A 23,849-nucleotide genomic window follows, 5' to 3' on the forward strand; every position below is an offset into this window, starting at 1 on the left:
CCCCCGCTCCCCGCGAACCGCCTCCTCCACCGCCGCCCGGTCCGCGGCCTCCGCAGCCTTCGCGGCCGTGGCCGCCGCCTCCGCCTCGGCGGCCCGCCGCTCCGCCTCCTGACCGGCGCTCAGCTTCTCGTAGGCCGACTCCCGGTCCACCGCCTGCGCATATCTCGCGTAAAGCGCGGATCCCTTCACGGCCGCGTCAAGTTCCGCCGCCGGACACGGCCCCATCAGCGACCTCGGCGCCCGCAGCCGGGTCGCGGCGACCGGTGTCGGCGCGCCGTTCTCGCTCAGCACCGTGATCACGGCCTCGCCGATGCCCAGCTGCGTCAACAGCGCCTCCAGGTCGTACGGCGAATGGGGGAATGTCTTCACCGTCGACCGCAACGCCTTCGCATCGTCCGGGGTAAAGGCGCGCAACGCGTGCTGAACCCGGTTCCCGAGCTGCGCCAGCACCTCCGCCGGCACGTCGCGGGGCGTCTGCGTGACAAAGAAGATGCCGATGCCCTTGGAACGGATCAGCCGCACGGTCCGGGTGATCGATTCCAGGAACGCCTTCGAGGCCCCGTCGAAGAGCAGGTGCGCCTCGTCGAAGAAGAAGACGAGCTTCGGCCGGTCGAGGTCGCCGACCTCCGGCAGATCGTGGAAGAGGTCGGCGAGCAGCCACATCAGGAAGGTGGAGAAGAGCTGGGGCCTGTCCTGCACCGCCGCCAGTTCCAGTACGGACACGAGCCCCCGCCCGTCCGGCGCCTGCCGCAGCAACTCGGCCGTGTCGAACTCCGGTTCGCCGAAGAAGTCGCCCGCGCCCTGCTGCTCGAAGGCGGTGAGCGACCGCAGGATCACCCCCGCGGTGGCCGTGGAGAGACCGCCGATCCCCTTGAGTTCGGCCTTTCCGGTGTCCGACACGAGGAACGCGACAACGGCCCGCAGATCCTTGAGGTCCACCAACTCCAGCCCCTTGGAGTCGGCGTAGTGGAAGATCAGGCCGAGCGACTGTTCCTGCGTCTGGTTGAGCTCCAGCACCTTGGACAGGAGTACGGGGCCGAAGCTGGTGACCGTCGCGCGCAGCGGGATGCCGGGGCCGATGCCGCCGAGCGCGTAGAACTCGCACGGGAAGCCCTCGGCCCGCCACTCCTGCCCCACCTGCCCGGCCCGTTCGGCGACCCGGTCGCCCGGTGTGCCGGGGACAGCGATGCCCGAGACGTCGCCCTTGATGTCAGCGAGAAAGACGGGAACACCGCCCTGGGAGAGCTGCTCGGCGATCAGCTGGAGGGTCTTCGTCTTCCCGGTCCCGGTGGCGCCCGCGACGAGTCCGTGCCGGTTGAGCATCGCCGGCGGAATGCGGATCTGCGCGTCCGGCAGGCAGGTGCCGTCCCAGAGCAGCGCGCCCAGATCGAGGGCGGCCCCGGAAACGGCGTAGCCGGCGGCGATCTCCCGCGCGGGTTCCGGCAGCGCACCGGCATTTTCGGCCGTACTCTCGCTGTCGCCCATCAGGACCCCATTCCGAAATGCCTGCTTTTGTGGCGTTCTTGTCAGCATCGCAGTACGGACCCGTGGCTGCGCCCGGAGGCTCTTGCCCGGTAGGCTTTCCGTGTGATCTTCAAGCGCATCGGAAATGGGCGGCCTTATCCCGACCACGGCCGGGAAAGCACCCGGCAGTGGGCGGATGTCGCGCCGCGCCCGGTCCGCCTCGATCAGCTGGTGACCACCAAGGGCAACCTGGATCTCGAAACCCTCCTCGCCGAGGATTCGACGTTCTACGGCGACCTGTTCGCGCACGTCGTGAAGTGGCAGGGCGACCTCTACCTGGAGGACGGGCTGCACCGAGCGGTCCGTGCCGCGCTTCAGCAGCGCCAGGTTCTCCACGCCCGCGTGCTCGAACTCGGCTGACCGAAGCGGGCCCGTCCGTGGACCGTCCACGGACCGGGTACTGCCGGCAATACCCGGCAGCACCGGCAGCACTGCCGGTACCGACGAGACCTTGCGCGGCCTTCGGGCCGCACCGGGGTTCGTTCGGGTGCTTTCACACCCGGACGGGTGCGATCCATTGATCATTTAGTAGGCATCATCACCGGGCCGCACTACGCTGCGCCCATGAGCATGCTCACTCCCCCCGGCATGGGCGGAAAGTACCGCATCACGGGCGACAAGTACCCCCGGATGCGCCGCCCCCGGCGCCGCGGCAAACTGATCCTCGCTGCCACCGCCTCCGTGGTCGCCCTAGGGCTGGCCGGATGGGGCACGATGCAGCTCATCGACGTCTTCACCGGCGGCGACCGGGAGGCCAGCGCCGCGGACCACAAGACGGACTGCCCCACCGCCAGGCCGTCCGCGCCCGCGAAGGCGCTGCCGAAGCCCGCGAAGATCACCGTCAACGTCTACAACGCGACACCGCGCAGCGGCCTCGCCAAGAAGGCGGCCGACGAGCTGAAGAAGCGCGGCTTCGCCATCGGCAAGGTGGGTAACGCCCCGGCCGCGTACGACAAGAAGGTCCCCGGCCCCGGGGTGCTGCTGGGCGCCCCGTCCGCCACGAACGGCTCGTTCCCGGTCCTCGGCACGCAGTTGGTGGGCGCCACGCCGAAGACCGACGCCCGCAGGACGGCGGACGTCGATCTGATTCTCGGTACGAAGTTCAAGACGTTCAGCACGCCTCAGTCCGCGGCCGCCGCCCTCGCCGCCCTGACGAAGCCGGCTCCCGCACCGTCCTGCTGACGGCTTCGGGCACCCCTCGTCCGGGTGTTCGGGCACCCCTCGTCCGGGTGAAGGTGCGGGGCCAAGCCCCTGCGGCCGACGGAGAGGGCGCGCCACGGGTTCACCGCCGCAGTTGGGGTGCGTGTGGTGCATGAGGTCACGGCAGGGCACGCAGAACGTGCGCCTCGCCCCTGCCGTCCCGGACCCGCACCGCGGGCTCGCGCCCCGGCCTCCCTCCGCCGGATCCGGAGACCGATCGCACAGTGCCCCGGCCGGGAAACGGAATCCCGACCGGGGCACTGGTAGTACCGGTCCGGCCTCGACCGGCCGGAGAGTCCTGCTGGTCGGCTAGTCGGCGGTGCCGTACATCCGGTCGCCCGCGTCGCCGAGGCCCGGAACGATGTAGCCGTTCTCGTTGAGCCGCTCGTCGACCGAGGCGGTGACCACGGTGACCGGCGTACCGGCCAGCTCGCGCTCCATCACCTCGACGCCCTCGGGCGCCGCGAGCAGCACGACCGCGGTGACGTCGTCCGCGCCGCGCTTGATCAGCTCCTGGATGGCCGCGACCAGCGTGCCGCCGGTGGCCAGCATCGGGTCCAGGACGTACACCTGGCGACCCGAGAGGTCCTCCGGCATCCGCGTCGCGTACGTCTCCGCCTGGAGCGTCTCCTCGTTGCGGATCATGCCCAGGAAGCCCACTTCGGCGGTCGGCAGCAGCCGCACCATGCCGTCGAGCATGCCGAGACCGGCCCGCAGGATCGGCACGACCAGCGGCCGCGGGTGCGACAGCTTCACCCCGGTCGTGGGCGTGACCGGGGTCTCGATGTCGACCTGCTCGGTGCGCACGTCCCGGGTGGCCTCGTACGCGAGCAGGGTGACCAGCTCGTCGGCGAGCCGCCGGAAGGTCGGGGAGTCGGTGCGCCTGTCGCGCAGGGTGGTGAGTTTGTGCGCGACCAGTGGGTGGTCGACGACGTGGATCCGCATGGGTTCAACAGTAACCGTGCCTCCCGCACCCGTGCGCTGGCATCAACCGCATGTTCGGGGGGAAGGTGGGGGCATGCCGACCCAGCCTTGGGGTGATGAGCCGATGCCGGACGGGGAAAAGCGGAAGCGGGACCAGCCGGATGCGCCGGACGCGCCGGCCCCGGGGGACGCCCGGGGCCGGCAGGACCCGGAGGAGACCGACGCGGCACGCCGCAGGCGGCGCGCCCAGTTCCTGCGCGAGCTCCACGAGGCGAAGGCCCTCCGCGACCGGGTGCAGCCGCGCCGTGCCAGGGCGGCCCGGATGCGCCAGGCCATGCGCATGCGCACCTTCCGCTGGTAGCCGGCGGCCGTCCGGCATCCCCGATATCGGTGTCCGGCATCCCCCTGGTGGCGGCGTCCGGCAGAACTGATGGCCGACTCAACGGCCGAACTCCTCTCGCAAAGCCCTCGTTTCTGCCACGATTCCGATGGGCGGGACCCAGGACAGCCGGACCACCGACTGCCCTCCCGCCGGACCTGCACCCCTATGACCAGTGGGAGAGTCACGGTGTACTTCGCCGCACTGCTCGCGCGCACCGAAGACGGGTGGGAAGCGAGCGACACGGAACTCGACGATGTGGAGACCCTGTCCGACCTGACGGATCTGGCCCGTGAAGCCTCGGTGGACGAGGACACGGTGCTGGTCTTCATCGAACAGGAGGACGCCTGGTTCGGCGTCGTCCGGGTGGACGGTGAGGACGACCCCCGAATCTTCGTGTCGGACGCCACCGCCGCCGCCCGTTCCTCGTACGGAGAGATCCTGCTCACCGACGAACTGCTCGGCCGCGAACCCGGGGCCGAGGACACGATCGCCGCCCTCGAAGAGCTCGTCGGCCTCGACGGCACGGAGGACGGCGACCCGGACACCACCCCCGACAACGACACCACCGACACAGACACCGACGACAACGATGACGATGACGACGGCTTCGACGCCGACGCCGTGCCGGCGGGCCCGCTCGGCGACACCCGGGTCCTGGCCGATCTCGGGCTCCCCGAGGCCGAGCTGCTGATGCTGCGCACGGACGCACTGGTGGAGATCGCGGACGCGCTCGGCGCGGCCGAGGTCCTGGAGACCGTCCGCTAGGGTCCGCGGGTGAGCGAACCACCGCACGACCCTGTGAGAGACCCGTGGCGGGCGCACATGCGCCGCGCCCTGGCCGAGGCCGATCTGGCGGCGCGGGCCGGCGATGTGCCGGTCGGCGCCGTCGTGCTCGGCCCGGACGGCGCCCTGCTCGCCACGGGCCACAACGAACGCGAGGCGACCAACGACCCGACCGCGCACGCGGAGGTCCTGGCCGTCCGCAGGGCAGCCGTCGCCCTCGGCCGGTGGCGGCTGACCGGCTGCACCCTGGTGGTCACCCTGGAGCCCTGCACGATGTGCGCGGGCGCCCTGGTCCAGTCCCGCGTGGACCGGGTGGTCTACGGCGCCCGCGACGAGAAGGCGGGCGCGGCGGGCTCCCTCTGGGACGTCGTACGAGACCGCCGCCTCAACCACCGCCCCGAGGTCATCCAGGGCGTCCTGGAGGACGAGTGCGCGAGCCTCCTGACATCCTTCTTCCGCACCTCATTCCGCACCTCATTCCGCACCTCCTGAGAACCGATTTCTGTACACGGCGGGGGATGGTCTAAGCTCTCTCTCGGTAGCGTGTCCGAGCGGCCGAAGGAGCTCGCCTCGAAAGCGAGTGTGGGGAAACTCACCGAGGGTTCAAATCCCTCCGCTACCGCCATCGACGCCCTCCCGACCAGCGGAAACGCAGGCCGGGAGGGCGTTCGCGCATCATCGGGCCGGCCACGCCGGAGCCGACGTCGGCTCTTGATCCCCGGGCGGGACTCAGACACAACTGGTCGAGTCGAGCGTGTGACGAAATGTCCGAATCTCAAGAAGTAAGTAAAAACAGGCTCCCCCTGCCATAAACCAGCAGGTCAGGAACTGTGGTCCCCGCGCATGCGGGGTTGGTCCCCACATCCGACTCAACCTGAACGCGGCCCAGCTGTGGTCCCCGCGCATGCGGGGTTGGTCCCCGGTGGCCGATCCGATCGCAGCCGAGCCGGCCGTGGTCCCCGCGCATGCGGGGTTGGTCCCCTGTCGTCGAGGCGGACCCAGGGCATTTCGGCGTGGTCCCCGCGCATGCGGGGTTGGTCCCCTTGCTCCGAGCGAGGCGATCGCGGACCCGGTGTGGTCCCCGCGCATGCGGGGTTGGTCCCGGTCCGAGAGGTCTGCGGGAGGAACGGATTGTGTGGTCCCCGCGCATGCGGGGTTGGTCCCTGGGGCGCCGACCTGCTGCCCGGCGGCAACCTGTGGTCCCCGCGCATGCGGGGTTGGTCCCTGACCAGCCAAAGGAGGTGTCCCGAGTGAAGTGTGGTCCCCGCGCATGCGGGGTTGGTCCCCACACCGGGCCCTGGACCGTCGACCAGGTCCTGTGGTCCCCGCGCATGCGGGGTTGGTCCCTGGATCGGCGCGGCAATCACGAGACCCACCGCGTGGTCCCCGCGCATGCGGGGTTGGTCCCTCCGCGAGGTCTGCGGCCACCGGGCGTCCTACGTGGTCCCCGCGCATGCGGGGTTGGTCCCGAATGTGTCATTCCCTATGTAGATGCCGATATGTGGTCCCCGCGCATGCGGGGTTGGTCCCGAATGTGTCATTCCCTATGTAGATGCCGATATGTGGTCCCCGCGCATGCGGGGTTGGTCCCGCACCTCGCCCGGGATGCTGCTCAAGCCCTTTGTGGTCCCCGCGCATGCGGGGTTGGTCCGGGTCGTGCATGTTGATGACGACCAGGAAGGGGGTGGTCCCCGCGCATGCGGGGTTGGTCCCGACTGGCTCCGCATTTACGACCAGAGCCCCGTGTGGTCCCCGCGCATGCGGGGTTGGTCCCTCTGGAATACGGCTACCGGCGCCTGATCACGCGTGGTCCCCGCGCATGCGGGGTTGGTCCCTGACTGTCCGCAGTGCCCACACGGTCGTCATGGTGGTCCCCGCGCATGCGGGGTTGGTCCCAAAGGGCTGGAGTACGCAGATCCTTTCAGCTCGTGGTCCCCGCGCATGCGGGGTTGGTCCCCTCATCGCGGATCAGCCACGTGCGGCCCTCCTGTGGTCCCCGCGCATGCGGGGTTGGTCCCCTTCTGGTCGAGGAGTCCGGCGCCCATTTCGGTGGTCCCCGCGCATGCGGGGTTGGTCCCGGCGTGACGGAGACTTTCTTGATCTGCGCTATGTGGTCCCCGCGCATGCGGGGTTGGTCCCTACGCCAACGTGTTCGGTGCGGACGTGGGCGAGTGGTCCCCGCGCATGCGGGGTTGGTCCCGGCGTGACGGAGACTTTCTTGATCTGCGCTATGTGGTCCCCGCGCATGCGGGGTTGGTCCCTACGCCAACGTGTTCGGTGCGGACGTGGGCGAGTGGTCCCCGCGCATGCGGGGTTGGTCCCTCGGTGCGCCGCGCCGACCGGGAGAGGCTCCTGTGGTCCCCGCGCATGCGGGGTTGGTCCCCCCTACATGCGGCAGTTCATGGAAGCCAAGGTGTGGTCCCCGCGCATGCGGGGTTGGTCCCTCCCGGGCGGTCAGCGGCACGGAGGTCGGCGGGTGGTCCCCGCGCATGCGGGGTTGGTCCCGGCGGGTATTGCCACTCCTCTTCCCCGTCGCCGTGGTCCCCGCGCATGCGGGGTTGGTCCCGCCGGGGGCGCTCCGGTGCCCGTCACCCTTGGGTGGTCCCCGCGCATGCGGGGTTGGTCCCCGCGGCGGCCGATGGCGCCTGTACGTCGTGCTGTGGTCCCCGCGCGTGCGGGGTTGGTCCCCGGTGGACCTCTGCGGCCTGCTCCTCCGTGTAGTGGTCCCCGCGCGTGCGGGGTTGGTCCCCAGCGGGACGCGGCTGCGGTGACGATCCCGGTGTGGTCCCCGCGCGTGCGGGGTTGGTCCCGGGTAGATCGAGCCCGCCTGTGTGGTCGGGCCGTGGTCCCCGCGCGTGCGGGGTTGGTCCCGGCGACGGCATCGTGTGCCTCGACCTCGACCAGTGGTCCCCGCGCGTGCGGGGTTGGTCCCCGGACCCGCCGCCGTCGAAACGCCCGGGTCGGGTGGTCCCCGCGCGTGCGGGGTTGGTCCCTGGGGTGGGGCCCGGAGACCCCGGGCCCCACAGTGGTCCCCGCGCGTGCGGGGTTGGTCCCCCGATCACCTTCGATCCGTCGCACACCCTCATGTGGTCCCCGCGCGTGCGGGGTTGGTCCCTGGCTGCGCGTCCAGCCCGGCGACCAGGTCGTGTGGTCCCCGCGCGTGCGGGGTTGGTCCCTTCTTGAGATCTCTCAAGAAATGCCTGTGCTGGTGGTCCCCGCGCGTGCGGGGTTGGTCCCGCGAGGGGCTCATCCGGCCGATCAAGCGGCGGGTGGTCCCCGCGCGTGCGGGGTTGGTCCCTGTCGCGCGACTGTCGCGAATAACTCGCAGGAGTGGTCCCCGCGCGTGCGGGGTTGGTCCCCTGGCCACCCCCCGTACGGGGCCGCGGCGTGAGTGGTCCCCGCGCGTGCGGGGTTGGTCCCTGGGGGTTCCAGTTCTCCCGCTCCATCAGGCGGTGGTCCCCGCGCATGCGGGGTTGGTCCTGAGATCACCTGGCTGTCTCTGGCCACCGATGGGTGGTCCCCGCGCATGCGGGGTTGGTCCGGAGTGCAAGAGGTGTGCCGTGTGGTCCCCGCGCGTGCGGGGTTGGTCCCGCGAGCAGGCTCGCAATGGTCTTGCCGGATCGGTGGTCCCCGCGCACGCGGGGTTACCCGAAACCATCGACTCAAAGAGCCGATCACTGAGTGGCTTCATTCAGTCGAAAACGCTCACTACAGATCTCTTTCAGAATCCGACACATGAACGCCACCCACCCATGTCAAATACACCCATGCACCACGCCCACCCCGAAGTTCCCACGGCCTACCAAGAGTTGTCCCCTGCGGCACGCACCACCTGGGGTAAGCACGACCGGGCGACCGAGGAGTGGCTCCCTCTGTGGCGACACATGGCGGACAGTGCCGCCGTCGCCGGGCGGCTGTGGGATGCGTGGGTGCCGGAGAGCGTGAAGGCGCTCGTTGCCGAGGCGCTGCCCGGGGGTGCGGCGGATGCTCGGCGGCTTGCTGTGTATCTGGCTTGTGTGCACGACATCGGCAAAGCGACGCCCGCCTTCGCCTGCCAGGTGGAGGGGCTTGCCCACCGGATGCGGCGGGCCGGGCTCGATATGCCGGACCAGAAGCAGTTCGGCGAGGACCGCCGGATGGCACCGCACGGGCTGGCCGGGCAGCTGATCATTCAGGAGTGGCTGGCCGAGCGGTTCGGCTGGAGCGGGCGGGCCTCGGGACAGTTCGCGATTGTGGCAGGTGGGCATCACGGGACGCCTCCGGATCACCAGCAGATCCGTGCTCTCGGGCTGCATCCCCGGCTGTTGCGCACCCAGGGGGACAGCGAGGACGTCTGGCGTTCGGTGCAGTACGAGTTGCTGGACGCGTGTGCGCGGCGGGCCGGGGTGGCGGAGCGGCTGGACCAGTGGCAGGCCGTGCGTCTGCCGCAGACCGTCCAAGTCGTGCTGACGGCGGTCGTGATCGTCTCCGACTGGATCGCCAGCTCGTCCGAGCTGTTTCCTTACGATCCCGCGTCCTGGTCGTCGGCGGGAGGCAAGGACGGGGAGGTCCGGCGGCTCGAAGCCGCCTGGGCCGGGCTGGATCTGCCGGGACCGTGGCGGCCGGAAGTGCCGGAGCAGGGCGCGGAGGAGTTGTTCCGGGACCGATTCGAGCTGCCGGAAGGCGCCCGGATCAGGCCCGTGCAGGAGGAGGCCGTACGGATGGCCCGGAACATGCCCGCCGCCGGGCTGCTGATCATCGAGGCGCCGATGGGCGAGGGCAAGACCGAGGCGGCGTTCGCCGCGGCGGAGATCCTGGCGGCCCGTACCGGAGCGGGTGGTTGTCTGGTCGCGTTGCCGACCCGGGCCACCGGCGACGCGATGTTCCCCCGGCTGCTGAGCTGGCTGGAGCGGCTGCCCTCGGACGGCCCGCTGTCCGTCGTACTCGCCCATGCCAAAGCCGCCCTCAACGAGGTGTGGGCCGGGATGACGAAGGCGGGAAACCGTACGATCGCAGCCGTCGAACTGGACGGCTGCGAGGAGATGTCCGGTCCCGGGGCGGCCGATCCCGCCCACCCGGCCGGACTCCACGCCCACCAGTGGCTGCGCGGGCGCAAGAAGGCGCTGCTCGCGTCCTTCGCCGTGGGCACCATCGACCAGGTGCTCTTCGCCGGGCTCAAGAGCCGGCACCTGGCGCTGCGGCATCTGGCCGTCGCGGGCAAAGTCGTCGTCATCGACGAAGTGCACGCCTACGACGCGTACATGAATACGTACCTCGACCGGGTCCTGGAGTGGCTGTCCGCCTACCGGGTGCCGGTGGTGATGCTCTCGGCGACCCTTCCGGCATCCAGGCGGCGGGAGTTGGCCGCCGCGTACGCCGGGGAGGAGTCGGCCGAACTGGCCGAAGCGCTGCATCTTCCGGACGACGCCTACCCGTTGATCACCGGCGTCGGACCCGGGGGCATCGTCCGTACCGCCCGGCCCGAGCCCGCCTCGGGGCGGCGTACCGAAGTGTCGGTGGAACGGCTCGACGACGACCTTCCGGTGCTCGCGGAGCGGCTGGGGCACGAGTTGCGGGACGGGGGATGCGCGCTGGTCGTACGCAACACCGTCGACCGGGTACTGGAGGCCGCCGCATGCCTGCGGGAGCGCTTCGGAACGGAGGCCGTGACCGTCGCCCACTCCCGGTTCCTCGCCGCAGACCGGGCCCGTAAGGACACGGACCTGCGCGAACGGTTCGGGCCCGGCGGCGACCGACCCGGCGGGCCGCACATAGTCGTGGCCAGCCAGGTCGTCGAGCAGTCGCTCGACATCGACTTCGACCTCCTGGTCACCGACCTGGCGCCCGTGGACCTGATGCTCCAGCGCATGGGGCGGCTCCACCGGCATCCCCGTACCCGTCCAACACTCCTGGCAAAGGCCCGCTGTCTGGTGACGGGCGTGGAGGACTGGGCGGCCGATCCGCCCGTACCCGTACGCGGCTCACTCGCCGTGTACCAGGGGCGGCACACACTGCTCCGGTCGCTCGCGGTGCTCGGCCCGCATCTCGACGGTGCCCCGCTGGTGCTGCCGGACCACATCAGTCCGCTGGTGCAGGCCGCCTACGACGACCGGCCGGCCGGAGCCGAGCATTGGGCTTCCGCGCTGGACGGCGCCCGACGGGACTACCTGAAGCGCCTCGCGGAGAAGCGGGTGCGCGCGGACGCGTTCCGGCTCGCTCCGGTACGGCGGGCCGGGCGGCCGGTGATCGGTTGGCTGGACGGCAATGCGGGCGACGCCGACGACAGCCGTACCGGGCGGGCCCAGGTGCGGGACAGCGAGGAGACCCTGGAGGTGCTCGTCGTCCAGCGGCGGGACGACGGCCGGCTGACCACGGTGGGCTGGCTCGACGGCGGACGCGGCGGGCTGGATCTACCGGAGCACGCACCTCCGGTTCGCCACGCCGCCGAGGCGGTCGCCGCGAGTGCGCTGACGCTGCCGCGTTCCCTGACACATCCGGGCGTCATTGACCGGACCATTTCCGAGCTGGAGCAGTTCGTCGTTCCGGCCTGGCAGGTGAAGGAATGCCCCTGGTTGGCAGGCGAGTTGCTGCTCGTGCTCGACGAGCGTTGTCAGACCCGCCTGTCAGGCTTGGAAATCCACTACAGCGCCGATGACGGACTCCGGGTGGGCTCCGTCGGCACGCGCAGAACAAGCGGAAAGAAGGGGCTTGAACCGATGGCGCCCTCCTTCGACCTGGTCTCCCGGCCCTGGCTGCCCGTGCAGCGCGACGACGGCACGACGGACGAGTTGTCGCTGACGGATGTCTTCGCGCAGGCCCACACGCTGCGGCGGCTGGTGGGCGATCTGCCCACCCAGGAGTTCGCCCTGCTGCGGCTGCTGCTCGCGATCCTGTACGACGCGTTCGACGAGGCGAAGGACGGAAAGTCCAAAGGCGGGAAGTCCGGGGCCGTCGAGGTACTGGAGGACTGGGAGGAGCTGTGGCACGACGAGAAGTCCTTCGCCGTCGTCGCGGACTACCTCGACCGGCACCGTGAGCGCTTCGACCTGCTCCACCCCGAGCGCCCGTTCTTCCAGGTCGCCGGACTGCACACGGCGAAGCACGAGGTCGCCTCGCTGAACCGGATCGTCGCCGACGTGCCGAACGGGGAGGCGTTCTTCTCGATGCGCCGGCCGGGCGTCGGCCGGCTGAGCCTCGCCGAGGCGGCCCGGTGGCTGGTGCACACCCACGCCTACGACTCGTCCGGCATCAAGTCCGGGATGGAGGGCGACGACCGGGCCAAGGGCGGGAAGGTCTACCCGCAGGGCGTCGGATGGGCGGGCGGGCTCGGTGGAGTCCACGCCGAGGGGTACACGCTGCGCGAGACGCTGTTGCTGAACCTGGTCCCGACCGGGGAAGACATCGTGGAGTTCATGGCGGACCCGGCCGCGGACCTGCCGGTCTGGCGCCGCGAGATTCCGCCCGGCCCCGGGGTCCTGGAGGACGATCCGTCCGTCCCCCGGCCCGCCGGTCCGCGCGACCTCTACACCTGGCAGTCCCGACGGCTGCTCCTGCACACCGAGGGCGATGACGTCACGGGCGTCGTGCTCGGTTACGGCGATCCGCTCGCGCCCACCAACCGGTGGAAGGCGGAGCCCATGACCGGGTGGCGGCGCAGCCGGCCGCAGGAGAAGAAGCTGGGCCGCCCGCTGATCTATCTACCGCGTCAGCACGATCCGGCCCGGGCTGCCTGGCGTGGCCTGGCGAGTCTGTTGTACCCGCAGGAGTCGGACAGCGGAGCAGCCGGCCGAGGTGCGGACGAGAGCAAGCCGTCCGGGGTGGTGCGGTGGCTGGCCATGCTCTTTGATCCGAGCGAGGGCGTTCTGCCGGAGAAGTCGCTGTTCCGGACCCGGCTCGTCGGGGCGGTGTACGGGACGCAGCAGTCCGTGGTGGACGAGGTGGTGGACGACGGCATCACTCTGCCGGTCGTGCTGTTGCACGAGCACCGTCCGCTGCACGGCGCGGCGGCCGTGGACGCGGTCGCGGACGCGGAGCGGGCGGTGGCCGCGCTGGGGCACCTGGCGGGGAATCTCGCCCGCGCGACGGGGGCGCCGCCCGGCCCGGCCGCGGACACCGCACGTGATCTGGGGTTCGGCGCGCTCGACGGGCCGTATCGGCACTGGGTGGTGAGCCTCGGGGAGAACGCGGCCCCGGACGCCGCCCGCACCGCGTGGCAGGCCGACGTCCGCCGGATCGTTCTCGCCCTCGGCCGCGAGCTGCTCGACGGCGCGGGACGGGCGGCGGCGGAAGGACGCGTGGTGGAGCTGCCCGGGGTCGGCAAGCGCTGGATCGACAGTTCACGGGCGGACCTGTGGTTCCGGACGCGGATCAACAAGGTCCTGCCCAAGCCGCGCCCCGTACCTCCCGCCGACGGCCCCCGACCCGACGACAACAGCCCGGCAGGACCGGAAGGAACCGTATGAGCACCACCTCGAAACCAGCCGGTCACGTCGGCGGCAACGACGAACCCCCGGTCCGCGAACTGGTCGAGCAGGCGACGCACACGTACATCGCACGGCTCCAGTTCCAGTACGCCAAGGACGATCCGGCAGCGGTGGCGGAGCTGGCCCAGTTGCGGCGCGGCGCGGGCAGGAGAGCGCACGAGATCCCGGAGCTGTGGGGAATCGACGCCCTGGAAAAACTTGCCGAGCTGATGCCGAGAAGGAAATCGGACTCCGGCCACCGGGAGGACGCCGAGGAGGCGGTCTTCCTCGCCTCGACACTGTGGGCGCTGCACCAGCAGTCCCGTCGTGACCAGAACACCCACGTCAGAGGGAAGGATCTCGGCGGTGCGGTCCGTGCGCTGATCCGGTCGAAGAATACGGAGAGCGCGGACGAGGAAGAGTCCACGCTGCGCAAGCGCCTGGTCCGTGTCGGTACGGCCGAGTCGTTCCAGTCCGTCGCCGTGCGGCTCAGAGAGATCGTTACGCTCCTGCGCACCGTGCCCGAGCCCCCGCCCCTCGACTACGCGCGCCTGGCCGGTCAGCTCTACCGGTGGCAGGACCGGAGCGCACGCGCCGGCGTGCAGCGCGAGTGGGGGCGCGAGTTCCACCTGGCTGCGTCCGCTCCTCGTACCGGGAGGGGGAAGGCTCCGGACTCCGAGAAGGGCGACGTGATCGACCCGACGCTGGGTGCGGACGAAGACAGCACGTACGGCGGGTACGCGGCCGGAGAGTGACTCCCGCAGCCGCTCTCTCTCCCTTCCTCACCGCACCACACCGCACCTCGCCGCACCGCCTTCCACTTCACGCACCGCCCCACCGAGCAGAGGACTTGAAAGCACGTGACCAGGACGATTCTTGACATCCACATCCTCCAGACCGTCCCTCCGAGCAATCTGAACCGGGACGACACGGGGGCGCCGAAGTCGGCGACGTACGGCGGTGTGCGGCGCTCCCGGGTGTCCAGCCAGGCGTGGAAGCGGGCCACGCGCAAGGCGTTCGACGAACTGCTCGACAAGTCGGAGCTGGGTATCCGAACGAAGAAGGTCGCCGAGGAGCTCGCGGGGCGCGTCCAGATGCTCGATGCGTCGCTGACACGCGCCGCCGCGCTGGAGTTGGCCGCCGAGACGATCTCCACGGCGACGGGTTCGAAGCTCTCCGTGCCCAAGCGCAAGAGCAAGGACGCCGACGCCAATGCCGATGCCGAGGACCTGGCCGGGGAATCCGGTTACCTCATGTTCCTGAGCGACCGGCAGTTCAGCGCGCTCGCCGCACTGGCGGTCGAGGGCGGCAAGGGCGGTGACGTCAAGGCGCTCAAGGACTTCCTGAAGGTCAAGGCGAACCGGGACCGGGCCAAGCAGGCCGTCGACACCGAACACTCTGTGGACATCGCGCTGTTCGGGCGCATGGTCGCGGATTCGGCCGATCTGAACGTGGACGCGGCCGTGCAGGTCGCCCATGCCCTGAGCGTGCACCCGGTGGAGGTCGAGTCGGACTACTACACGGCGGTCGACGACAGGAACACGGACGCCGAGCCGGGCGCCGGGATGATCGGCACCGTCGAGTTCAACTCCGCGACCCTCTACCGGTACGCGGCGGTCGACGTGAACCGCCTCCAGGAGAATCTGGGTTCCGGCGGGGACGACGAGAAGCAGCCGGCCGAAGCCACTCGGCGCGCGGTGACCACATTCCTCGAAGGCTTCATCACCTCGCTCCCGACCGGGAAGATCAACACCTTCGGCAACCAGACGCTGCCGTCCGTAGTGATCGTCAAGGTCCGTTCCCGGCGGCCGATCAGTTACGTCGGAGCCTTTGAACAGCCGGTCCCGCCAGGGGAGAACGGCGGGTTCCTCCGGGGTGCCTGCAAGCAGCTCGCCACGTTCGTACCGGAGCTGGAAGCCCGGTACGGACTCGCCGGGGACGGGCAGGGCACCAGGCACAGCTGGGTGCTGCGGGTCGGCGACGAGACGAGCGCGCTCGACGGGCTGGGCGCCGAGGTGAACCTGCCCGAGCTGCTGACCGCCGTGGGGGACACCGTGGTCGCCCGGCTGGCTCCGGAGACGGCTGCCGCCGGTCGGGGCGGGGCGGCTTCGGACGTCGCCGCTTCGGGGTCCGGGGCATGAGCGTGCTGCTGATGCGGCTCGCCGGTCCCCTGCAGTCCTGGGGTTCCGCGGCCCGCTTCGTCCGCCGCACCACGGAGAACGCACCGACGAAGAGCGGAGTGCTCGGACTCCTCGCCGCGGCCCAGGGGCTCAGGCGGGACGCCGACCTCTCAGACCTGGCGGCGCTGGAGTTCGGCGTCCGTATCGACCAGCCGGGCACCCGGCTGCGGGACTTCCAGACGGCGCACCACAGCGACACGCTCAAGGCGATGCCGCTGTCGGAGCGCTTCTACCTGGCGGACGCCGTGTTCGTGGCGGGCGTGAGCGGCGAGGCGGCGCTCGTGCAGCGGCTGTACGAGGCGCTGCTGGAGCCCGTCTTCCTGCCGTACCTGGGGCGCCGCTCCTGCCCGCCCGCGGAGCCGATCACGATTGGGGAACCGCTGGACAAGGACCTGGAACAGGCACTGCGCGAGGCGGAGTGGGAGGCGTCCGCACGGGTCCGAAGGCGCCTTGAGGCATCCGGCACGGTCCGTCTGGATCTGCTGCTGGACAGCCCGCCCGAGGTCCGGCCGGACCTCACGCTGCGCGACCTCCCGATGAGCTTCGATCCGCGGCACCGACGGTACGGGCTGCGCGGGATCCGGACGCTCCGGATTCCCGTGCCCGGAGCGACCGGGGCGCCGCAGCCGTCATCCCCGCCCCCGCCCCACGAGCCCACCGCCCTGCTCACACCCGTCACACCCGTCACACCCGTCGCGCCCGTCACACCGAGGACCGCCTGATGTACCTCACCCGATTCCGTGTGAACACCGGACGCTCCGATGCCCGGCAGCTGCTCGGTTCGCCGCACCGCATGCACGGAGCGGTGAACATGTCCTTCCCCACGCCCCCGTCCAGGGAGGGGACCGGCCCCCGGGTGCTGTGGCGGGTGGACCGCAACGGAACCTCCGAGACGCTCCTGTACATCGTCAGCCCCACCCGCCCCGACCTGTCCGGACTGGTCGAGCAGGCGGGCTGGCCCGCCTCGGACGAACCGGGGTGGACGACATTCGCGTACGAGGACTTCCTCGCCGCTCTCCATCCAGGCGACACCTGGGGGTTCAGGCTCACCGCCAACCCCGTGCACAACATCCGCCACGAGTACGTCAAGGAGGGTGAGCGGACCAAGCGGGCCGCGCACAGGACGCCCCGTCACCAGATGGAATGGCTGCTGAAGCGGCAGGAGCCGGCCGGTTTCGAGGTCGTCGAGAAGCCGGTGGAACGTCGGCTGCTGCCGGAGGGCGACGAGTACGAACTGCTCGTCCGCGACCAGGTCCCGATGAGGTTCCGCCGTCCCCCGGCGAAGACGGGCAAGAATGACGTGCAGCTCACGAGGGTCACCTTCGACGGCCGCCTGCGCATCACCGACGCGGCGCTCTTCCGCCGCACGCTCACCCACGGCCTGGGCAAGGCGAAGGCGTACGGCTGCGGCCTGATGACCCTGGCTCCGGTAGCGCGGGAGACGGCATGAGCACGGTCGGCCGCAGGGGAGCCTCCTCGCCACGCGAACTCACCCGGGTCGGGGACCGTCTCTCGTTCGTCTACCTGGAGCGCTGCACCGTGCACCGGGACTCCAACGCGATCACGGCGGAGGACGCGGACGGCATCACGCACATCCCGTCCGCCACCATCGGCACGCTGCTGCTCGGTCCTGGAACCCGCGTCACCCACCAGGCGATGGCCCTCCTCGGTGAATCCGGCGCCGGTGTGGCCTGGGTGGGCGAGCACGGTGTGAGGTATTACGCGGGTGGGCGGGCGCTGACGCGCTCTTCGGGCCTGATCGAGGCGCAGGCCACCGCATGGGCGAACCGGCGCACCCGGCTGGATGTGGCGCGTGCCATGTACCGCCTGCGCTTCCCTGGCGAGGACACCGCGGGCCGTACCCGGCAGGACCTGCTCGGCATGGAAGGCAGCCGTCTGAGGGACTGCTACAAGCGGGAGTCGTTACGCACGGGCGTGCCCTGGCGCCGGCGCGAGTACAACCGGGACGACTTCTCGGCCGGAGACGCACCCAACCAGGCCATCACGGCCGCCGCCCAGTGCATGTACGGGGTCTCCCACTCCGTGGTCGCGGCCCTCGGCTGTTCCCCGGGCCTGGGATTCGTGCACTCCGGACACGAGCGGTCGTTCGTCATGGACGTGGCGGACTTCTACCGGACGGAGATCGCGATCCCCGTCGCGTTCGACGCGGCGGCCGAGGGCGCGGAGGACGTGGCGACGCGGACCCGCCGAATGCTCCGGGACCGCATCGCCCGGACCGGCCTCCTCGACCGCTGCGTCCGGGACATCAAGGAACTGCTCGGCTACGACGGCACTCGCGACACAGCGGAGGCGAACGGCGCGCCGCAGGACCGGGTCACCCTCCAGTCCGACGGTGACCGCCATGTGGAGAGCGGCCGCAACCACGGGGACGAGATCGTCTGGTGACCGTCATCGTTCTCACCAACTGCCCCGTCGGCCTGCGGGGGTTTCTCACGCGCTGGCTGCTGGAAATCTCACCCGGCGTCTTCCTGGGCGCACCGTCGGCACGCATCCGGGAGGCCCTCTGGAACGAGGTCCGCCTATACGCGGACCAGGGCAGGGCGTTGCTCGCCTACCAGTCGAACAACGAACAGGGCTACACCTTCGAAACCCACGACCACGCCTGGCACCCGACCGACCACGAGGGCCTCACCCTGATCCGCCGCCCGAACCCAGCGGCACCACGCGCCGCACGGGGGCCGTCCGACGTCCCTCGCCAGGGCTGGAGCAAGGCCGCGAAGCGGAGACGATACGGCGGCAGGTAGCGCATCGTGGAATCTGGTCGACGCGGTGCGATGACGGGACGTAGACGGAGTGGGACGGCACGCTTCGTTCATCCGAAAAGAGATGAAAGAGGCACTTTGCCGGGATCGAAAGAACTAAGCAAAAACAACCTCCTGCCCATATAAACTCCCAGGTCAGTTGCTGTCGTCCCCGCGTGTGCGGGGTTGGTCCCCGGACCTTGATGGGGTCGGGGGTGCGCTTGCCGTCGTCCCCGCGTGTGCGGGGTTGGTCCCTTCGGAACCCACACCCCCATCCAAGCCCCCCAGTCGTCCCCGCGTGTGCGGGGTTGGTCCCCGACCCGGAATGGAATGGAGAACCCGACCGGTGTCGTCCCCGCGTGTGCGGGGTTGGTCCCCCGACCCGGGTCGCGTCCTTCCCGTTCATGATGTCGTCCCCGCGTGCGCGGGGTTGGTCCCGGCGACCGGCAGAACTCCATCCCGGCCGGGAAGTCGTCCCCGCGTGCGCGGGGTTGGTCCCTTCGGCAGGCCCTTCACCTTGTACGTGACGCGGTCGTCCCCGCGTGCGCGGGGTTGGTCCCATGACCAGGCCGTACGGCGACGGGACACGGGAGTCGTCCCCGCGTGCGCGGGGTTGGTCCCCTCTATGTCGGAGTCCTCCCACAGCGGCGCCGGTCGTCCCCGCGTGCGCGGGGTTGGTCCCTGGCCGAGCTGCTCCTCAAAATTGCCCGAGTAGTCGTCCCCGCGTGCGGGGGTTGGTCCCAGGCGGCAGATCAGCGCGAATCCGGAGTAGACGTCGTCCCCGCGTGCGCGGGGTTGGTCCCCAGCCGCCGGCGCCGATCGCCTGGAGCTGGAGGTCGTCCCCGCGTGCGCGGGGCTGGTCCCCAGACGGAGCTTCTCCGGGGCCTCATGAATCCGTTCCCCGCATCTGCGGGGACCGCCCGCGGCGAGGTCAGGGTCGCAGGGCCTGTCGTGAGCATGCCTGTGGCCCCGGCGCGACGGTTGTCGTGCCGGGGTCACAGAGCATTCGCGCTCGGGTCGGGGGAAGCGGCATCGGGGGGACAAGCCGCTTCCCCCGGTGGGAACAGGGCCCGCCGGTCCTCGTCGCGGTCAGGGGGGTGACCCGCGGTGAGGACCCCACAGTGGGGCCCGTTCCGAGCCCTTCGGACTCCTGCCTCATCCGCCGGGCTCGCCTCCATGCTGCTCCCTCGCAGGGGCCGTGCGGGTCGGCAAAGGGCCTCGATCGTGGGGTCCTTGGTCCTTAAAAGGCGCGTGAGTAGTCGGGAACCTTCGGGGGATGCGGTCATGCGTGCGGATAGAATCGCCCGACTGCACAGGAGATCGAAACAGAGGATCGAAGGCGAGGCGGGGGCTGTGGTGCAAGCGAAGAAGATAGTTCTCTACGTGATATTCGTCTTCGTGGCGTACACGATCATCACCTCCCCGGAGCGGGCCGCGGACCTCGTCCAGGTAGGGTTCGAGGGCGTTTCGAGTGCCGCACAGGGCGTCGGAGACTTCATGTCCGAGCTCGTGAAGTAGGAGTACACCGTGATCCGCCATCTGGTCCTGTTCAAGCTGAACGACGGCGTCGAGCGGGACGACCCGCGGGTCGTCGCCGGGGCGGAGGCCTTCCAGGAGCTGGAGGGGCAGATTCCCGAGCTCGCGTTCTGGGAGTGCGCCTGGAACATCACCGACCGGCCGATCGCGTACGACTTCGCCATCAACTCCGCGGTCGCCGACCAGGACGCCCTGAAGCGGTACATCGAGCACCCCGCGCACCAGGCCGCCGCCGGGCAGTGGCGTGAGTTCGCCACCTGGGTGATCGCCGACTATCCGTTCTGATCTGTCCGATCTGTTTGATCCGGTTGATCTGATCGATCTGATCGATCCGGGTGCTCCAGTTGATCCGGAATCAGGTTCGATCCGGACCGCCACCTGGCCCCTCACCGATGCGGTGAGGGGCTTTTTTGGTGTTTAAACCAAGTTGAACCCAACACGACGCTATACGGTGCTTGCACACAGTGGACATGTCTTGTGATGCTATGACCGCTTTTGACGGATGAGTTGACCGAAGTTGACCGCAAAGGGGTGGCCTCATCGTGCCGGCCAGTACAGCGCCTCAAGTGCCTCCCCAGTCCGTCCAGACCGAGGCGCCCGACAGTACGACGACGCCCGCCAGGACCCGCGGCGCGGACACCCGGGCGCTCACCCAGGTGCTCTTCGGCCAGCTCAAGAACCTGGAGGCGGGGACCCCCGAGCACGGCCGGGTCCGGGCGGCCCTCATCGAGGCGAACCTTCCGCTGGTGCGTTACGCCGCGGCGCGGTTCCGCAGCCGCAACGAGCCGATGGAGGACGTCGTCCAGGTCGGCACGATCGGCCTGATCAACGCCATCGACCGGTTCGACCCCGAACGCGGTGTCCAGTTCCCGACCTTCGCGATGCCCACCGTCGTCGGGGAGATCAAGCGGTACTTCCGGGACAACGTACGGACCGTCCACGTCCCCCGGCGCCTGCACGAGCTGTGGGTCCAGGTCACCGGCGCCACCGAGGACCTGACGACCGCTCACGGCCGCTCGCCCACCACCGCGGAGATCGCCGAGCGGCTGAGGATCTCCGAGGACGAGGTGCTCGCCTGCATCGAGGCCGGGCGCTCCTACCACGCGACCTCACTGGAGGCCGCCCAGGAGGGCGACGGGCTGCCCGGGCTGCTGGACCGGCTCGGCTACGAGGACCCGGCCCTCGCCGGGGTCGAGCACCGCGACCTCGTCCGGCATCTGCTCGTACAACTGCCCGAGCGTGAACAGCGCATCCTTCTGCTGCGCTACTACAGCAACCTGACGCAGTCCCAGATCAGTGCCGAGCTGGGTGTCTCACAGATGCATGTGTCAAGACTGTTGGCCCGCAGCTTCGCCCGACTGCGATCCGCAAACAGGATCGAGGCCTAACCGGATCGGGTAGAGGCACAGAAGTCCCGTTTCCAGCGCCCCAAATGGCCCACACCCCCCGCTAACTGCGCAGACGTCACAAAGACTTGTCGACATGTCACTACAGCGTGTTGCCGACATGTGACATTCTGCGGGAACCGCGTTTGCCGTGGCCTCGCCTCCGGTATTCAGGTGGAGGCTGCGTTCCTCCGATGGTCGCGGCTCAACGCGACCGTCCGCGACCTCAAGGGGGTGGCATGTCCGCAGAACAGGGCAGCTCGAAGGTGCTCACACTCACGAAGAGCGAACCCGCACCCGTTGTGCTCACCAGCTCGTCGGAAGCCATCGACACCCGCACTCTGTCCCGCTCCCTGTTCCTGCGCCTCGCCGCGCTGGGGCCGGCACCCGGTCCCGATGGAACGGACAGCCCGGAGCGTGCCTACGTACGGGACACACTCATCGAGCTCAACCTCCCACTGGTGCGTTACGCCGCGGCACGCTTCCGCAGCCGCAACGAGCCGATGGAGGACATCGTCCAGGTCGGCACGATCGGCCTGATCAAGGCGATCGACCGGTTCGACTGCGAGCGGGGCGTCGAGTTCCCGACCTTCGCGATGCCGACCGTCGTCGGGGAGATCAAGCGCTTCTTCCGCGACACCTCGTGGTCGGTGCGCGTCCCGCGCCGGCTCCAGGAGCTGCGGCTCGCGCTCACCAAGACCAGCGACGAGCTCGCGCAGAAGCTCGACCGCTCGCCGACCGTGCCCGAGCTGGCCAAGGCGCTCGGGGTCTCCGAGGAGGACGTGGTCGACGGTCTGGCCGTCGGCAACGCGTACACCGCCTCCTCGCTGGACTCTCCCTCACCCGAGGACGACGGCGGCGAGGGCTCCCTCGTGGACCGGCTCGGCTACGAGGACTCGGCTCTGGAAGGCGTCGAGTACCGCGAATCGCTCAAGCCGCTGCTGGCCAAGCTCCCGCCGCGCGAGCGCCAGATCATCATGCTGCGGTTCTTCGCCAACATGACCCAGTCGCAGATCGGCGAGGAGGTCGGCATCTCGCAGATGCACGTCTCGCGCCTGCTGACCCGTACGCTCGCGCAGCTCAGGGAAGGGCTCATCGCAGACTGACCGCCGTGGACTCCCGTACCGGAGCACAAGGGTTCCGATTTGACGGACCGTCAGCCACACTGGCGCGATGCGACGTCAGATGCTCGGATCGAACGGCCGCCGGGGCACCGTGATCGCCGCCTCGGCGGCCGCGCTGTGTCTGGGTGGCGTGCTGGCCGCCTGCGGCGGAGGTACGACGGACGAGGGCTACGTGGCGCTCGGCGCGGCGGGAACGGATTCCGGGAGAACGCCGACGGGGGCGGTCCCGCCATCGGGGAAGGTGACGCTGGTCCCGCTGGACCGGGACGGCAAGGGCGACGGCAGCGGTGGCGGGAGCGGCGGAAGCGGCGATGGCCGCTCCGGCGGCCGTGGAGCCTCACCGGAGGCCTCGTCCCGCGCCGGCGGGTCTCACGGGGACGGGGGCGCCACGGCCGGTGGCGCGTCCCGGTCGCCCGGACCGGGACGATCGTCCGGATCGTCGGGAGCGCACGGTACCGGCGGCAGTGGCAGTGAGAACGGGAACGGGAACGGTACGGGGTCCGGAGGGGGGTCGTCCGAACCCTCGGCGCCTTCGACGCCCTCCGCGCCCGGATCCGGGCCGACCACCGGGCCCGCCGTCCTGGCGGTGGGCGAACCGGTGCGGGCCGCGGCCGACAAGCGCTGGTGCGAGAAGGTGACCGTGGAGTTCCGGAACACCGGAGGATCACCGGCGCGGTCGGGGACCGTCACCTTCGCCACGCACATCATCGGTGCGCTGGGGGTCGACTGGGCGACCGTCGAGTCGACCGGGCCGCTGCCCGCGCCGATCGACGCGGGAGCGGCGCGGACGGAGACGTACACCGTCTGTGTGGACGCCTGGCGGGTGCCCCTGGGCATGCATGTCGAGACCCGGGACGTCACCGCCGTATTGAAGTAGTGACGGATGGAAGTGTGCGGTGCCGGACAGGCCCCGGACAGGTTCGAGAGGCCCTAGCGGAGGGCGAGCCAGGCGACCGCGCCGAGGGCGACGATCACCACGACGACGGCGGCGATCACCCCGACACGCGGTCCGGACGAGGTGGCGGCCGGCTGCTGCCGACGCTGCGGCTCGCCCTCGTCGACGAAGGCGCGGAACATCTGGGTGCTGCCGGCCGGGTCGTGGTTGCCCTCGGGGCCCTGCGGGGCGTGGGGGTTGTGTGCCATGTGCCAGGACCCTAGCGAACTCGGCGTTGCGGCCCAACCCCCGGGTCGGCGAAGGGCCGAGGCCGGGGGCGCGGGAACGGCGAGAAAGTGGTCGGCGGGCTGCGGCGGGTGGGGTCGGCGGGCCGCCAGGGAGGCGGATGCCGGTGCGCGCCCGGGTGCGTGCCCGGTGCGTATGCGGGTGCGAGCGCGGTGGCGTATGCGGGTGCGCGCCCGGTGGCGTATGCGGGTGCGCGCCCGGTGGCGTGTGTGGTGTGCATGTGGGTGCATGTCCGGTGCGTACGCGGGTGTGGATCCGGGGCCCCTACAGGGCACTTGCGGGGTTCAGGGCGGAGGCTCATCAGCAACTCTGGCCATACGTACGGGACTTGGCATGCCACCTGCCTCCCGGGCGGGATCTGCCGACGGCGCTCCGGACACTCGTCGCCCCCACTCCGGATACTCGCCGCCCCCCTCCAAGCACTCACC

At 70.3% G+C, this 23,849-nt stretch carries 20 protein-coding genes, 1 tRNA gene, 1 pseudogene and 2 CRISPR repeat arrays; of the genes and pseudogenes, 18 read left to right on the forward strand and 4 right to left on the reverse strand.

The window, feature by feature from the left end; genetic code table 11:
* The coding region (locus AADR41_RS32350) for a helicase HerA-like domain-containing protein (protein WP_342285243.1) at window positions 1–1,485 on the reverse strand (1,485 nt) is incomplete at its 3' end.
* Between the two features lie 102 nt (window positions 1,486–1,587).
* Between AADR41_RS32350 and AADR41_RS32355 the strand changes: the two genes are divergently transcribed.
* Window positions 1,588–1,884, forward strand: coding sequence for a type II toxin-antitoxin system VapB family antitoxin (locus tag AADR41_RS32355; RefSeq protein ID WP_072488263.1), 297 nt, complete (start codon window positions 1,588–1,590; stop codon window positions 1,882–1,884).
* Window positions 1,885–2,112: 228 nt separating this feature from the next.
* Entirely contained in the window at window positions 2,113–2,706 is a 594-nt protein-coding gene (locus AADR41_RS32360; RefSeq protein WP_342285257.1) for a LytR C-terminal domain-containing protein, read from the forward strand.
* A 90-nt stretch (window positions 2,707–2,796) separates the two neighbouring features.
* Here AADR41_RS32360 and AADR41_RS32365 read toward each other — a convergent pair.
* A pseudogene (locus tag AADR41_RS32365) lies at window positions 2,797–2,985 on the reverse strand (hypothetical protein); the annotation flags it as partial.
* 48 nt (window positions 2,986–3,033) lie between these two features.
* The gene (gene upp / locus AADR41_RS32370) at window positions 3,034–3,669 is read right to left on the reverse strand and encodes a uracil phosphoribosyltransferase (protein ID WP_342285244.1); all 636 of its coding nucleotides are present in this window, start codon (window positions 3,667–3,669) and stop codon (window positions 3,034–3,036) included.
* A gap of 103 nt (window positions 3,670–3,772) precedes the next feature.
* Here upp and AADR41_RS32375 point away from each other — a divergent pair, with 103 nt between their 5' ends.
* From AADR41_RS32375 to AADR41_RS32450, 16 genes are all read left to right on the forward strand, one after another.
* On the forward strand, window positions 3,773–4,009 hold the full coding sequence (locus tag AADR41_RS32375) for a hypothetical protein (RefSeq protein WP_342285258.1): 237 nt from the start codon (window positions 3,773–3,775) through the stop codon (window positions 4,007–4,009).
* Window positions 4,010–4,216: 207 nt separating this feature from the next.
* Window positions 4,217–4,795 (forward strand): tRNA adenosine deaminase-associated protein, encoded by a 579-nt coding sequence (locus tag AADR41_RS32380; RefSeq protein ID WP_342285259.1) that lies wholly within the window; start codon window positions 4,217–4,219, stop codon window positions 4,793–4,795.
* A 57-nt stretch (window positions 4,796–4,852) separates the two neighbouring features.
* A complete protein-coding gene (gene tadA, locus AADR41_RS32385; protein ID WP_342285260.1) occupies window positions 4,853–5,305 on the forward strand; it encodes a tRNA adenosine(34) deaminase TadA in 453 nt (150 codons plus the stop codon).
* 45 nt (window positions 5,306–5,350) lie between these two features.
* Window positions 5,351–5,438 (forward strand) — tRNA-Ser (locus tag AADR41_RS32390).
* 205 nt (window positions 5,439–5,643) lie between these two features.
* Window positions 5,644–8,404: a CRISPR direct-repeat array (repeat unit 29 nt; unit sequence GTGGTCCCCGCGCATGCGGGGTTGGTCCC).
* 176 nt (window positions 8,405–8,580) lie between these two features.
* Entirely contained in the window at window positions 8,581–13,254 is a 4,674-nt protein-coding gene (gene casA, locus AADR41_RS32395) for a type I-E CRISPR-associated protein Cse1/CasA (protein ID WP_446751144.1), read from the forward strand.
* Entirely contained in the window at window positions 13,251–14,009 is a 759-nt protein-coding gene (casB, locus tag AADR41_RS32400; protein WP_342285246.1) for a type I-E CRISPR-associated protein Cse2/CasB, read from the forward strand. Before casA ends, casB begins: the two co-directional genes overlap by 4 nt.
* A 105-nt stretch (window positions 14,010–14,114) precedes the next feature.
* A complete protein-coding gene (gene cas7e, locus AADR41_RS32405; RefSeq protein ID WP_342285247.1) occupies window positions 14,115–15,395 on the forward strand; it encodes a type I-E CRISPR-associated protein Cas7/Cse4/CasC in 1,281 nt (426 codons plus the stop codon).
* Entirely contained in the window at window positions 15,392–16,156 is a 765-nt protein-coding gene (gene cas5e, locus AADR41_RS32410) for a type I-E CRISPR-associated protein Cas5/CasD (RefSeq protein ID WP_342285248.1), read from the forward strand. Before cas7e ends, cas5e begins: the two co-directional genes overlap by 4 nt.
* Window positions 16,156–16,884 carry a type I-E CRISPR-associated protein Cas6/Cse3/CasE gene (gene cas6e, locus AADR41_RS32415; protein ID WP_342285250.1) on the forward strand — a complete coding sequence of 243 codons (729 nt, stop codon included), beginning with the start codon at window positions 16,156–16,158 and terminating at the stop codon, window positions 16,882–16,884. The genes cas5e and cas6e overlap by 1 nt, the downstream gene beginning before the upstream one ends.
* Window positions 16,881–17,840 (forward strand): type I-E CRISPR-associated endonuclease Cas1e, encoded by a 960-nt coding sequence (gene cas1e, locus AADR41_RS32420; protein WP_342285251.1) that lies wholly within the window; start codon window positions 16,881–16,883, stop codon window positions 17,838–17,840. Before cas6e ends, cas1e begins: the two co-directional genes overlap by 4 nt.
* Window positions 17,837–18,199, forward strand: coding sequence for a type I-E CRISPR-associated endoribonuclease Cas2e (gene cas2e, locus AADR41_RS32425; RefSeq protein WP_342285252.1), 363 nt, complete (start codon window positions 17,837–17,839; stop codon window positions 18,197–18,199). The genes cas1e and cas2e overlap by 4 nt, the downstream gene beginning before the upstream one ends.
* Before the next feature lie 162 nt (window positions 18,200–18,361).
* Window positions 18,362–18,879: a CRISPR direct-repeat array (repeat unit 29 nt; unit sequence GTCGTCCCCGCGTGCGCGGGGTTGGTCCC).
* 601 nt (window positions 18,880–19,480) lie between these two features.
* Window positions 19,481–19,714: a hypothetical protein gene (locus AADR41_RS32430; protein WP_342285261.1), complete on the forward strand. Its 234-nt coding sequence runs from the start codon at window positions 19,481–19,483 to the stop codon at window positions 19,712–19,714.
* A 9-nt stretch (window positions 19,715–19,723) separates the two neighbouring features.
* Window positions 19,724–20,017 carry a Dabb family protein gene (locus tag AADR41_RS32435; protein WP_342285254.1) on the forward strand — a complete coding sequence of 98 codons (294 nt, stop codon included), beginning with the start codon at window positions 19,724–19,726 and terminating at the stop codon, window positions 20,015–20,017.
* Window positions 20,018–20,274: 257 nt separating this feature from the next.
* Window positions 20,275–21,120 carry an RNA polymerase sigma factor SigF gene (locus AADR41_RS32440; RefSeq protein ID WP_124719990.1) on the forward strand — a complete coding sequence of 282 codons (846 nt, stop codon included), beginning with the start codon at window positions 20,275–20,277 and terminating at the stop codon, window positions 21,118–21,120.
* Between the two features lie 236 nt (window positions 21,121–21,356).
* Complete coding sequence (locus tag AADR41_RS32445; RefSeq protein ID WP_124719989.1) at window positions 21,357–22,223, forward strand: RNA polymerase sigma factor SigF; 867 nt, start codon at window positions 21,357–21,359, stop codon at window positions 22,221–22,223.
* 67 nt (window positions 22,224–22,290) lie between these two features.
* The gene (locus AADR41_RS32450) at window positions 22,291–23,118 is read left to right on the forward strand and encodes a hypothetical protein (protein WP_342285255.1); all 828 of its coding nucleotides are present in this window, start codon (window positions 22,291–22,293) and stop codon (window positions 23,116–23,118) included.
* 53 nt (window positions 23,119–23,171) lie between these two features.
* On the opposite strand, the gene AADR41_RS32455 is transcribed toward AADR41_RS32450, so the two are convergent.
* Window positions 23,172–23,384 (reverse strand): hypothetical protein, encoded by a 213-nt coding sequence (locus AADR41_RS32455; RefSeq protein WP_342285256.1) that lies wholly within the window; start codon window positions 23,382–23,384, stop codon window positions 23,172–23,174.
* Window positions 23,385–23,849 lie beyond the last annotated feature (465 nt).

This window comes from Streptomyces sp. CLV115 (assembly GCF_038448545.1).
In the GTDB taxonomy this organism is placed as follows: domain Bacteria; phylum Actinomycetota; class Actinomycetes; order Streptomycetales; family Streptomycetaceae; genus Streptomyces; species Streptomyces sanglieri.

Bases quoted from the DNA above. Each gene is read 5' to 3' on its own strand.
- AADR41_RS32360 (WP_342285257.1), top strand. From the start codon at position 2,113: ATGGGCGGAAAGTACCGCATCACGGGCGACAAGTACCCCCGGATGCGC.
- upp (WP_342285244.1), bottom strand. From the start codon at position 3,669: ATGCGGATCCACGTCGTCGACCACCCACTGGTCGCGCACAAACTCACC.
- AADR41_RS32375 (WP_342285258.1), top strand. From the start codon at position 3,773: ATGCCGGACGGGGAAAAGCGGAAGCGGGACCAGCCGGATGCGCCGGAC.
- tadA (WP_342285260.1), top strand. From the start codon at position 4,853: ATGCGCCGCGCCCTGGCCGAGGCCGATCTGGCGGCGCGGGCCGGCGAT.
- casA (WP_446751144.1), top strand. From the start codon at position 8,581: ATGCACCACGCCCACCCCGAAGTTCCCACGGCCTACCAAGAGTTGTCC.
- casB (WP_342285246.1), top strand. From the start codon at position 13,251: ATGAGCACCACCTCGAAACCAGCCGGTCACGTCGGCGGCAACGACGAA.
- cas5e (WP_342285248.1), top strand. From the start codon at position 15,392: ATGAGCGTGCTGCTGATGCGGCTCGCCGGTCCCCTGCAGTCCTGGGGT.
- cas6e (WP_342285250.1), top strand. From the start codon at position 16,156: ATGTACCTCACCCGATTCCGTGTGAACACCGGACGCTCCGATGCCCGG.
- cas1e (WP_342285251.1), top strand. From the start codon at position 16,881: ATGAGCACGGTCGGCCGCAGGGGAGCCTCCTCGCCACGCGAACTCACC.
- AADR41_RS32430 (WP_342285261.1), top strand. From the start codon at position 19,481: ATGCGTGCGGATAGAATCGCCCGACTGCACAGGAGATCGAAACAGAGG.
- AADR41_RS32445 (WP_124719989.1), top strand. From the start codon at position 21,357: ATGTCCGCAGAACAGGGCAGCTCGAAGGTGCTCACACTCACGAAGAGC.
- AADR41_RS32450 (WP_342285255.1), top strand. From the start codon at position 22,291: ATGCGACGTCAGATGCTCGGATCGAACGGCCGCCGGGGCACCGTGATC.
- AADR41_RS32455 (WP_342285256.1), bottom strand. From the start codon at position 23,384: ATGGCACACAACCCCCACGCCCCGCAGGGCCCCGAGGGCAACCACGAC.